Raw genomic sequence first — 11,755 nt, 5'->3', positions numbered from 1 at the left:
TGCCTTTCCTTCGCGTCTGCCCGGGTCAGCATTTCAGCGAAATTTCGTCGATAAGCGACTGGCACCGCGCAGGATTTCCGCCACAGCAATCCTCCATCAAAAACGCCAGCAACCCACGGAGGCCCCCGATCTCGGCGCGATAGCGCACCGAGCGACCGTCCCGCGTGGCCCGGACCAACCCGGCCTGCGACAGGATCGACAGATGCGCCGACATGGTGTTCTGCCGCACGCCGCAAGTTGTCGCGATTTCGCCCGCCGCCATGCCCTCGGGGCCGGCCCGCATCAACAGGCGAAACACGTCCAGCCGTGTATCCTGTGACAGGGCCTGAAAGGCGGCAAGGGCGCTTGGCTTATCCATATATCGAGAAATATGGATATTTAGCGTGGAACGCAAGCGATCTCTGTGTAACATTGAACCGCTGCCGCGACGGCAGCGCGGCGGCGCAGGAACAAAGCGCATCGCCACCCGTTTCGCCGGGAATAGGTCCGTTGTCCGGCCACACATCAAATAGGAAAGGTCGATTTTCATGAAAGCCGCGATCCACGATACATTCGGCGACCCCGCCAAGGTCCTCTACACGACCGACACCGACACGCCCGAACCGGGCGAGGGGCAGGTGCGTATCCGGACCCTCCTGTCGCCCATCCACAACCACGACCTCTGGACGGTGCGCGGCACCTACGGCTACAAGCCCGAACTGCCCGGTGCGATCGGCGGCTCCGAGGCGGCGGGCATCGTCGACGCCGTGGGCGAAGGCGTCGATGACAGCCTCAAGGGCCAGCGCGTCGCCGTCGCGGGCGTGCATGGCACATGGGCCGAGTATTTCCTCGCGCCCGCGAACGGCCTCATGCCCTTGCCCGAGCAGATCTCCGACGAGCAGGGCGCGCAGCTTATCGCCATGCCATTCTCGGCCATTTGCCTGCTCGACAGCCTCAAGGCCGAGCAGGGCGACTGGGTCATCCAGACTGCCGCCAACGGGGCTGTGGGCCGCATCATGGCCGTTCTGGCAAAGGAACGCGGCATCAACCTCGTCAACCTCGTGCGCCGGGACGAAGCCGCGCAAGGCCTGCGCGACTCAGGAACCACGAATGTCATTTCCACCTCTGACGACGACTGGACCGATCAAGTCAGTGAAACCATCGGCGACGGCAAGGGCGTCTCGGCCATCGATTCCGTTGGCGGTGAGGTCGCGGCACATCTTGTCGACCTGCTGTCGAGCGACGGCGAAATGATCGTCTTCGGCACAGCAACCGGCGCACCAATGCCGCTTGCCTCTGGTCCGCTCATCATGAAACAGATCACAGTCAAGGGCTTCTGGGGCGCCCGTGTCGGGCCCGAGATGGACCCCGACCGCCGCGAAAGCCTGATGACCGAACTGGTGACACTCGCGGTGCAGGGCAAGCTGCCGCTGGCAGCGGACGGCACGTATTCCCTCGATCAGGTCACCGACGCCGTGACCGCTTCTCTGACCCCCGGTCGTGATGGCAAGGTCATGCTGAAACCCTGACGCCGCCACGCGCTCGTTGTCTTGCAAGGAAAACGCCCCGGAATTTTTCAATAATTCCGGGGCGTCAATGCCTCATTCGGCGATCTTCACCAAAGCGTGCCGCTTCTTGCCCGCCGACAGCTTGATCGGTGACGACAGCGCACCCTGATCCACGATCAACCCCGCATCGGTCAGCGGCTGGTCGTCCATCCGGGCGCCGTTCTCGGCAATCAGGCGCTTGGCCTCCTTGCCCGATCCGGCCAGTCCGGATTTCACGATCAGTTGCACGATGGAAATCCCGTCGCCTACCTCGGCCGGCGACAGTTCCAGCGTCGGCAGATCGTCCCCGACACCGCCTTTCTCGAACACTTCCCGCGCCGTGGCTTGCGCCTTCGCCGCCGCATCGGCCCCGTGCAGCAGGGTCGTCACCTCGTTCGCCAGGATCACCTTGGCCTCGTTGATCTCGGCCCCTGCCAGCGCGCCCAGCCGGTTGCATTCGTCCACCGGCAACTCGGTGTAAAGCTTCAGGAACCGCCCCACATCGGCATCCATCGTGTTCCGCCAGAACTGCCAGAACTCGTAAGGCGACCGCATATCCGCATTCAGCCACACCGCGCCATCCGCCGACTTGCCCATCTTGCGCCCGTCGGCGGTCTCCAGCAGGGGCGAGGTCAGGCCATAGATCTCGTGGTCCAGCACCCGCCGCGTCAGGTCGATCCCGTTGACGATATTGCCCCACTGGTCCGACCCGCCCATCTGCAACAGGCAGCCATAGCGCCGGTTCAGCTCCAGAAAGTCATAGGCCTGAAGGATCATGTAGTTGAACTCGAGAAAGCTCAGCGACTGCTCCCGGTCCAGCCGCGACTTGACGCTCTCGAAAGACAGCATCCGGTTGACCGAGAAATGCCGCCCGATATCGCGCAGGAACTCCAGGTAATTCAGCCCGTCCAGCCATTCGGCATTGTTCAGCATCAGCGCATCCGTGGGCCCGTCGCCATAGGCCAGGTATCGCGCAAAGACCTGCTGCATCCCGTTGATATTGCTCTCGATCTGCTCGGGCCCCAGCAAGGGCCGCTCGTCCGACCGAAAGCTCGGGTCACCCACCTTCGTGGTCCCGCCACCCATCAGCGTGATCGGCTTGTGCCCGGTTTTCTGCAACCAGCGCAGCATCATGATGTTCAGCAGGTGCCCCACATGCAGCGACTGCGCCGTGGCGTCATAACCGATATAGGTCGGCACCACGCCCGCGCTCAGGGCGTCGTCCAGCCCCTGGTAATCGGTGCAGTCGGCCAGAAAGCCGCGCTCGATCATCGTGGCCATGAAATCCGATTTGGCGTGGTAGGTCATATCGCTTGTCCCAGCTGGTTTTGCGCGGCATGTATAGGGATGGTTCAGGCGAAGGAAAAGGCCATGTTGAAGGCCGGTTTGAAGAGCGGCCCGGTCTGGGCGCTCGGGGCGATGTCGGGCACCTCTCTCGACGGGGTCGATGCCGCCATGGTCCAGACCGATGGCGAGGCGATCTTTGCCTTCGGCGACAGCGGCTATCGCGAGTATTCTTCCACGGAAGAAGCCGTTTTGCGCGACGCCCTTGGCAAATGGCCCGACGAGGTGGGGCAGGAGGTCCTGCCGCTCGTCCAACAGGCCCATGTCGACGTGCTGTCGCGCTTTGAAGGCGCGCAGATCGTCGGCTTCCACGGCCAGACCTTGGCGCATGATCCACAGGGGCGCGGAACGCACCAGCTGGGTGATGGTGCGGCGCTGGCCATGCATCTCGACCTCCCGGTGATTTGGGATTTCCGCTCGGCCGATGTGCGCCTTGGTGGCGAGGGCGCGCCGCTCGCCCCGTTCTTCCACTTCGCCTGCGCCAAGTGGATGGGGGCCGAACGCCCGCTCGCGTTCCTAAATCTGGGGGGCGTGGGCAACATCACCTGGATCGACCCCAGCCGCGACCGCCCCGATCAGGACGGCGCGCTGTTGGCCTTTGACACCGGCCCTGCAAATGCCCCCGTCAACGACCTGATGATGCAGCGCAGGGGCGAGCCCTGCGACCGTGACGGCGCATTCGCTCTGCAAGGCACCGTGGCGCAAGGCGCGCTCGAGCTTTTCCTCGACGAGCCGTATTTTCGCAAGATCCCCCCGAAAAGCCTCGACCGCGACGCGTTTTCCGACCTCTACACCCTCGTGCACGAACTCGGTGACGCCGACGCCGCGGCCACCCTCACGGCGATGAGCGCCGCGGCGGTTCTGCAGGCGATGGAGCATTGCCCATCCCCGCCCGAACGCCTGCTGGTCTGCGGCGGCGGGCGCAAGAACCCCGTCATGATGTCCATGCTGCGCGCCGCACTCGACGCCGTGGTGGACCCGGTCGAGGCGGTGGGCCTTGATGGTGATATGCTGGAAGCACAGGCCTTCGGCCATCTTGCCGTGCGCGTGCTACGCGGCCTGCCAACATCCTGCCCCGCGACAACCGGCGTCGCGGCGGCAGTGGCAGGCGGCACTGTCAGTTGGCCGGACGGGAGCACGCGATGAAATACGACCTGGACAACGGTATGGGAACGCGCATCGGTCTCGTGGTCCTGAGCACCGACGAGACGCTGGAAACCGAGGCGCGCAGCATCCTCGCGGGCCGCGACGTGGCCGTGCATCACACCCGCATCTTCTCGGACAACGAGGTCACGGCCGAAAACCTCGTTTCCATGCAGGAACGCATGGCCGCCTCCGCCTCGCTTCTGCCGGACGGGCTCGATGCCGTGGGCTATGGCTGTACCTCCGCCTCGGCGCTGATGGGCCCCGAGCTGGTCGAGGGGCAGGTGCAACTGGCCCATCCCGGCGTCCCCGTCACCAACCCGATCAGCGCCGTGGTCGCCGGTCTCCGCGCGCTCGGGGCGTCGCGCATCGCGATGGTCACGCCATACTCGGCGCAGGTCATCGCCCCCATGCGCAGCTTTCTGGAATCACGCGGCATCGAGGTCGTGCACAACCTCAGCTTCGGCGAAACCGACGACCGTCGCGTCGCGCGCATCACCGAAGGCTCCACCCACGCCGCCGTCACCGAGGCCGCCAAGGCCAAGGGCGTGCAGGCCATCTTCACCTCCTGCACCAACCTACGCACCTTCGGCGTGATCGACCCCCTCGAATCCGAGTTGGGCCTGCCGGTCATCAGCTCCAACCAGGCGCTGCTGTGGCACATTCTGGGCCGCGCCGGGATAGATGCGCGCGGATGGGGCCCGGGGCGGCTCTTCGAGACCGAAGGCGTACGCACCGCGGTCGCCTGACCGCGCCTCGGCGCTCCGGTCCCGGGCCTGTCCCGGGATGGCGTCCGCCGCGTAGGGTGGGTGAAAACCCACCGTACCTCACCGGCTGCCGTCCTTTCATCGACCCTCAATGCGCCCCTGCCTTTCGCAGCGCCGCTGGGACGGGCAGGGCGCTGAAAAACCAGTCGCTTGCCAGAGGGAACCCGCGCATCGCGCCAACAACCGAGAGACAGGCCGCGAATAACCGCGCTATGCTTGCGCTGCGGAAGCGGCAAGACATGCGTCGCATCCCGGCAAAAACAAGAAACGGCCACCAAAAGGCCGGTCCAACAAGGAGAAGAGAATGGATTTCCTCGACAAACTGACGCGCGACCTGCGCACGCGACGGATCTCGCGCCGCCGCTTCATGCAACAGGGGCTGGCCGCCGGCGCGACTGTCTCGGCCCTGTCCCTGACCGCCGACATGGTTCACGCCCAGACCCCACGGAAAGGCGGTCATTTTCGCGTCGCCCGTGGCCACGGCGCGACCACCGACAAGCTCGATCCCGGCGTCATCGAGAACGGCTACACGATTGGCCTCTCCTTGGGTGGCTACCAGGGCTACCTGACCGAAATCGCGCCCGACGGCAGCCTCGCGCCCTCGCTCGCCGAAAGCTGGGAATCCTCGCCCGACGCCAAGACCTGGACGTTCAAGCTGCGCGACGGTCTGGAATTCCACAATGGCCGCACGGTCAAGGCCAGCGACGTCATCGCCTCGATCAACCACCACCGGGGCGAGGGCAACACCTCTGCTGCCGGGCCGCTCGTCGCACCGGTGACCGAGATCACCGCCGATGGCGACCTCGTCGTGGTGGTCGAGCTGGAGAGCGGCAACGCCGACTTCCCTTTCATCATGACCGACTACCACCTGCCGGTGATGCCCGCCAACGATGACGGCACGATGAACTGGCAGGATTACATCGGCTGCGGCTCCTACGTCCTCGACAATTACGATGCCGGCGTCAGCTCGCAGCTTTCCCGCCACGCCAACCACTGGAACGACGACGTGGCCTTTTTCGACACGGTCGAGGTGTTGTCGATCATCGACCAGAACGCCCGCACCTCGGCGCTGGTCTCGGGCGACGTTCACGTCATCGACCGGGTCGATCTCAAGACCGCCGCCCTGCTGGGCCGCCGCGACGGGGTCAACCTCAAGACCACCACCGGCACGCTGCACTATTCGCTGCCGATGCTCTGCGATGTCGATCCCTATACCGACAACAACATCCGGCTCGCAGTGAAATACGCCATCGACCGGCAGGAACTGGTGGACAAGATCCTCTTCGGCTACGGCGAGGTCGGCAACGACCATCCCATCGGCTCGGGCCAGCGCTTCTACAACGACGAGTTGGAACAGCGCACCTATGACCCCGACCGTGCCAAGTTCCACCTCAAGGAGGCGGGCCTCGACTCGCTCCAGATCGAGATAATGGCCTCCGAGGCCGCCTTCGCCGGAGCGGTCGACGCGGCCATCCTGATCCAGAACTCCGCCAAGGGCGCAAACATCGATCTCAACGTCAACCGCCAGCCCAATGACGGCTTCTGGGCCGACCACTGGATGAAATCCCCCTTCATCACCAGTTACTGGAGCGGGCGTCCGGTGGAGGACCAGATGTTTTCGACCACCTACCAGACCGGCGTGTCGTGGAACGAGTCACACTGGTCGAACGAGCGTTTCGACAAGCTTCTGGTCGAGGCCCGCGCGGAACTCGACGAGACCAAGCGCCGCGACATGTATTTCGAAATGCAGAAGATCCTAAACGAAGAGGGCGGCTCGGCCATCCCGATGTTCGCATCCTATGTCTTCGGGGTGGGCGACGACGTCGGCACGCCCGAGACCATTGCTACCAACTGGGATCTCGACGGCGAACGCTACATGGAGCGTTGGTGGCTCACCGCGTGACCTGAAACGAAAGAGCGGTCCGGTCAAAAAACCGCGCCACGGTTTCCCGTGGCGCGGCCTGCGCTTGCAAGGTCCTGTTTGGTGCTACGCCGTGGCCATCATGAACAGGACGTAGACCGAGACAAGGGCAAGCCCCACCGTACCGGTCCACGCCAGCCCCATCATGAAGCGGCCGGGCATATGCTCGCGCTCCTCGGGCGTCTGAAAGCCGTCGGTGACCGCCTTGATCGTCAGCCAGTAGATAACCGGCGAGAAGACCAGTGCGAGGATCGAGGCGACCTGCACCACCAGGATCGGCTTCGGCATACCGAACATCACGGCAGCGCCGCCGACGACCCACAACACCTGAAAACCGCGGTTGATCAGCTTGCGTGTCGTAGGCTTGTCCCAGCTTGTCTTGAGCCGGACACAGCATTCCTCGAACACCCGGGCCTGACCGTCGAAATAGGTGAATACGGTCGAAAAGAGCGCCGCGATACCGCCGGCGATGATGATCGGGAAGACCCACGCGCCGAACGTGTCGGTGTAGATGCGTGCGATCGTTACGCCCATTTCACGCCCCGAGGGAACAAGGCCGATCGGGTTCAGCACGACGGCACCGACGATCAGGAACACCATGCCGGTCAGCGCCGCGACGATGTAGGACACATTCATGTCACGGCGATAGAGGATCATCGAGTTCTTCATGTAGTCGGGATGCACGTCGACCTTGTGGCCTTTCTCCCGCATCTCCCGCACGTAGACCATGCCGCTTTTCTTGTCGACGGCCCAGTTGGACTGCATCGCCGAGACCTCGGTCGTGGTCGGGAAGTACCCGAACATCGACCCGAAAAGGATCATGGCGCCGGCAGGCGGCAGGCTCGGCAGCAGCCGCGACAGGTATTCACCCGCAGGCGGCGCCTGAAGCGCGAAGGCGACAAAGGACGACAGCGCGAAGACGATGATCGCGACCTTGACGATGCCTTCGAACACCTCGTACTTGCCCAGCCACAGGATGGCGACGCTGATCAGCAGGACTGACATCGACCACATCTCGAGCGGCATGAACGGGAAGGCGGCCCAGAGTAGCGCGCCACACCCCAGCGCCCGCCCAGCGATGCCAAACGTGTTGGCCAGCGACTGGAAGCCAAGATACCAGAACGGCCACTGGCCGACCCGGGCATAGGCGTTCATGATGCTTTCGCCCTTCACCATCGTGTAGCGGTGGGCGAATTCGAAACAGCAGTATTTCAGGATATAGGCCACCGGGATAATCCACAGCAGGGCATAGCCGAACTGCGCGCCGGCCGTAGGCCCGTGCATAATATGGCTGGCGCCGATACCGGTCATCGCGGCGGCGATGCCGGGGCCTGCGTTCTTCCAGGTGTCTTTCAGCGTCGTTCCCGGCGCATCCAAATAGATTGTCTCGCTCTCCGATGCGTCGGACGCGCCCTTGTCGGCGTCCTTTCCACCCAAGGGTATCGAAATGTCACTCAACTCTTGTCCTCCCAGACATAAAACATGCCCTCGGCAGGAACGGTGCCCGATGGGCCTCGGGCCATCGGATGTCCGCGACATGCGTCGGGCAAACTCTTGTTTTCCAAGGCAGTATGAAACGCTGTGCACTTCCTGGTTCGCGTCATCTTTTGCCCGCCGTGGTAGGCTGGCATCCCACACACCAAATATCAACCAAAATATACCATTGGTTGCGTAGAATGTTCGACCGCCGAAGACAACTGTTCTGAAACGCTTGCGGTTTGAACACCGAAATGCAGGAGTGTTCCACCAGAAACCATCATGATATCAGTGGCTTGGGATCGGTATCAAATACTTCGCAAAGATGTGGGCGAAGCACCGCTCGTTTCGCTTCCGGAGTGTGCTCAGGCCTTGATATCGTGTCACAAGGGGCCCGGCCTTGCGCCCGTGAGGCCGGCGCAGGGCTCCTTCTGGCACCGGAATCAGGTCCTGTACCGACGTGTTTCCAAGACCCCGTTCCGGGCCCCGACACGGGACCTCCCGCGCGGACACCGTATTTTTCACGGTCCTCGGCCCGATCTTTTGGCCCGGTCATGCGTTGAGCCCGAAACACGACAGGCTAGGGGACAGGACGCCATGCAGAACGACGCAAGCGAACACATCGCAGATCACCCGGCCCGCATCCCGCGTCGCGGCTGGTGGGACATCGCACTTCGGATCAAGTCCGGCATCGTCGCAGACCACATGTCGGTGGTCTCCGCCGGCGTCGCCTTCTTCGGGCTTCTGGCGATCTTCCCTGCCGCGGTCGCCCTGATCTCCATCGCGGGTGTCCTGCTGGACCCCGGTGATGTCGCCACGCAGCTCAAGGAGATCGTCGCCATCCTGCCCCAGAACGCGGCCGAGATCATCCGCGATCAGGTGCTTCAGGTCACCGGCGGCGACGAAGGCGCCACGGGACTGGCGGCCATCATCGGTCTTTTACTGGCGCTTTACGGAGCGACCAAGGGGATGATGACGCTGATGGAAGGTATGAACATCGCCTATAACGAGGAGGAGTGCCGCGGTTTCGTCGCCCTTTACGCCACCGGCATCGCGCTGACGCTGTTCATCATAGCTGGCCTGTTGGTGTCCCTGGGCGCGATGATCGTCCTGCCGAACATGATCGGCTTTCTCGGCCTGCCGGAGGGGCTGGAAACTGCGATCCTGTGGCTGCAATGGCCGATCCTGGCGTTCTTCGCCATCCTCGGCCTTGCGGTGCTCTATCGGTTCGGCCCGTCCCGTCCGCGCGCCCGCTGGCGCTGGATCAGCCCCGGCGCAGTGGCCGCTACGGCCCTGTGGCTGGTCGGTACGGTCGCCTTTTCCGTCTACACACAGAATTTCGGCAGCTACAACGAGACCTACGGCACATTGGGCGGTGTCATCATCCTGCTGACATGGCTGTGGCTCTCGGCCTTCATCGTGCTGCTCGGCGCCAAGCTGAACGCCGAGATCGAGACTCAGGCCGACGGCGATACGACCACCCCTAGCTGAGCCGCGTCTCCGCCTCTGAACGCAGGAAAGCCCCGGCCGAAACCGGGGCTTTCCCATTTCACTGTCCTGTTCCTCAGGCCCGGCGACGCCGCCGTCCACCGCGTCCGCCACGTCCGGCCTCTTCCTCGCCGGCTTTCGGCGGGGCCTTGTTGAACTTGATCCACTCGCCGCCATGCGGGTCGTTGTTGGTCAGGAAGTTGGCCGCGCGAATGGCTTCCATTTCCTTGCCGGCACGCGGCTTGGTGCTGCCCAGTTCAAAAAGCTTGCAGAAGGTCTCGTCGTCCATGTCCTCGGGGATGATGATCCCCGCGGCCTCGGCCTCGGCCCGCTTGGCGGCCTTGTCGGCTTCCTTCACGGGCAGGGCGATCGGGTTCATGATCGCGCTGGTCATGCCCGCACCCATCGCCATCGGCAGGAACGCGTTGTTGATGCCATGCCGGTTGGGCAGCCCGAAGCTGATGTTCGATGCGCCGCAGGTGGTGTTCACGCCCAGTTCTTCCCGCAGGCGCCGCACCAGCGTGAAGACCTGCAAACCGGCTGTGCCCATCGCGCCGATCGGCATGACCAGCGGATCGACCACGATGTCATGCGCCGGAATGCCGAAATCGGCGGCCCGTTCCACGATCTTCTTGGCGACGGCAAAGCGCACGTCGGGGTCTTCGGAAATCCCGGTGTCGTCATTCGAGATCGCCACCACCGGAACGTTGTATTTCTTGACCAGCGGCAGAACCAGTTCCAGCCGCTCTTCCTCGCCGGTGACCGAGTTCAGCAGCGGACGGCCCTCGCAGGTCTCAAGCCCCGCTTCCAGCGCGCCGGGCACCGAACTGTCGATGCACAGCGGCACATCGACCAGCCCCTGCACCAGTTCCACGACCTTGCGCATCAGCGGCGGTTCGGTCTGGTTGGGATCGGGGTTCGAGTTGTAGACAACGCCCGCGTTGATATCCAGAACCGTCGCGCCGGCCGCGACTTGCGCGATGGCATCGGCCTCCACGGTCGAGAAATCGCCCGCTTCCAGCTCGGCGGCAAGCTTCTTGCGGCCGGTCGGGTTGATCCGCTCACCGATCACGCAGAACGGCTGGTCGAACCCGATGATGGCGGTCTTGGTTTTGCTTTCGACGATGGTACGCGTCATGACTTATCCTTGCTTGGCGGCGGGCACGGTCGACGCGCCACCGTTTTCGATCGCCCACTCGGCATTGGTCTTGATGCCGCCCAGCGGGAAGAAGTGAACGTTGGTGATGTTGAAGTCCGGGTTGGCCGCCTTGTGCGCCGCCAGCTTGGTCAGCACGTCCGTGGGCTCGTAGGGCAACAGCAGCTTAGACACGTCCATCGCGCGCTTTTGCAGCACCTTCAGCGACGGGCCCACGCCACAGGCGATGGCGAACTTTATCAGCGTCTGCAGTTTCGCGGGCCCCGCGATGCCGATATGGATGGGCAGGGTCACACCGGCCGCGGCCAGGTCGTCGGCCCACTTGATGATCGGGTCGGCGTCAAAGGCGAACTGCGTGGCCAGAGCCATCTCGGCATCGGTGCGCTCCGAGAATTTCTGCTTCCACTGAACGGCATCCTCGACGTTCTTCATGCTGCCATCTGGGTCGATGTCGCGGTTGCCCTCGGGGTGGCCCGCCACGTGCAGCCGTTTGAATCCCGCCCGGTCGAACGCGCCGGTTTGCAACAGTTGTATCGAGCTGTCGAAATCGCCATGCGGATCCTTGACGCCACCGGCCAGCACCAGCGCCTGCTCGACGCCCGCTTCTCCCTGGTAGCGCGCGATCCAGTCCTCCAGCGTCGCCTGGTCCTTGATGATCCGCGCGGGGAAGTGCGGCATCACCTTGTAGCCTTCGGCGGCCACGCGCTTGGCGGTCACGACCATGTCCTCGATCGGCGTGCCCTCGATATGCGCGATGTAGACGCGCGTGCCTTCGGGCAGCAGATCGCGGAAATTGTCCACCTTCTCGGCAGTACGCGGCATCACCTCGATGGAATAGCCGTCCAGGAAGGCCTCCACCTGCGGGTTGACCGTGCGCGCGCCCGGGGTCTCACGTTTCTTGAAGTTCAAAAGCGCCATCGCGGCCTCCCAGAAA

General features: G+C 63.8%; 10 protein-coding genes. 5 read left to right on the top strand and 5 right to left on the bottom strand.

The genetic code is table 11. The features are described from left to right. Positions 1-25: 25 nt before the first annotated feature. A complete protein-coding gene (locus RBB18_RS01700; protein ID WP_306111149.1) occupies positions 26-358 on the bottom strand; it encodes a helix-turn-helix transcriptional regulator in 333 nt (110 codons plus the stop codon). 169 nt (positions 359-527) lie between these two features. On the opposite strand from RBB18_RS01700, the gene RBB18_RS01695 reads away from it, so the two are divergent. Beyond that, positions 528-1,508 carry a zinc-binding dehydrogenase gene (locus RBB18_RS01695; RefSeq protein ID WP_306111150.1) on the top strand — a complete coding sequence of 327 codons (981 nt, stop codon included), beginning with the start codon at positions 528-530 and terminating at the stop codon, positions 1,506-1,508. Between the two features lie 72 nt (positions 1,509-1,580). Here the strand turns inward: RBB18_RS01695 and tyrS are convergent, their stop codons facing one another. Next, on the bottom strand, positions 1,581-2,834 hold the full coding sequence (gene tyrS / locus RBB18_RS01690; protein ID WP_274594157.1) for a tyrosine--tRNA ligase: 1,254 nt from the start codon (positions 2,832-2,834) through the stop codon (positions 1,581-1,583). A gap of 63 nt (positions 2,835-2,897) precedes the next feature. Between tyrS and RBB18_RS01685 the strand changes: the two genes are divergently transcribed. The 3 genes from RBB18_RS01685 (at position 2,898) to RBB18_RS01675 (ending at position 6,683) form a co-directional block, all read left to right on the top strand. Beyond that, on the top strand, positions 2,898-4,016 hold the full coding sequence (locus RBB18_RS01685) for an anhydro-N-acetylmuramic acid kinase (protein WP_306111151.1): 1,119 nt from the start codon (positions 2,898-2,900) through the stop codon (positions 4,014-4,016). Further along, positions 4,013-4,762, top strand: a complete 750-nt coding sequence (locus tag RBB18_RS01680; protein WP_103761081.1) for an aspartate/glutamate racemase family protein — start codon at positions 4,013-4,015, stop codon at positions 4,760-4,762. Before RBB18_RS01685 ends, RBB18_RS01680 begins: the two co-directional genes overlap by 4 nt. A gap of 322 nt (positions 4,763-5,084) precedes the next feature. Next, the gene (locus RBB18_RS01675; RefSeq protein WP_103761082.1) at positions 5,085-6,683 is read left to right on the top strand and encodes an ABC transporter substrate-binding protein; all 1,599 of its coding nucleotides are present in this window, start codon (positions 5,085-5,087) and stop codon (positions 6,681-6,683) included. Positions 6,684-6,767: 84 nt separating this feature from the next. Here the strand turns inward: RBB18_RS01675 and RBB18_RS01670 are convergent, their stop codons facing one another. Next, positions 6,768-8,159 carry an Nramp family divalent metal transporter gene (locus RBB18_RS01670; protein WP_211286089.1) on the bottom strand — a complete coding sequence of 464 codons (1,392 nt, stop codon included), beginning with the start codon at positions 8,157-8,159 and terminating at the stop codon, positions 6,768-6,770. 615 nt (positions 8,160-8,774) lie between these two features. On the opposite strand from RBB18_RS01670, the gene RBB18_RS01665 reads away from it, so the two are divergent. Then, the gene (locus RBB18_RS01665; protein ID WP_306111152.1) at positions 8,775-9,668 is read left to right on the top strand and encodes a YihY/virulence factor BrkB family protein; all 894 of its coding nucleotides are present in this window, start codon (positions 8,775-8,777) and stop codon (positions 9,666-9,668) included. 73 nt (positions 9,669-9,741) lie between these two features. On the opposite strand, the gene RBB18_RS01660 is transcribed toward RBB18_RS01665, so the two are convergent. After that, positions 9,742-10,803: a methyltetrahydrofolate cobalamin methyltransferase gene (locus tag RBB18_RS01660; protein ID WP_103761085.1), complete on the bottom strand. Its 1,062-nt coding sequence runs from the start codon at positions 10,801-10,803 to the stop codon at positions 9,742-9,744. A gap of 3 nt (positions 10,804-10,806) precedes the next feature. Continuing rightward, positions 10,807-11,739, bottom strand: a complete 933-nt coding sequence (locus tag RBB18_RS01655; protein ID WP_103761086.1) for a 5,10-methylenetetrahydrofolate reductase — start codon at positions 11,737-11,739, stop codon at positions 10,807-10,809. Positions 11,740-11,755 lie beyond the last annotated feature (16 nt).

Origin of the sequence: Roseovarius sp. MMSF_3298, from assembly GCF_030733705.1 — a bacterium.
In the GTDB taxonomy this organism is placed as follows: Bacteria; Pseudomonadota; Alphaproteobacteria; order Rhodobacterales; family Rhodobacteraceae; genus Roseovarius; species Roseovarius confluentis.
The sequence above is the reverse complement of the archived record's forward strand: the minus strand, read 5'-3'. Positions and strand labels throughout refer to the sequence as shown.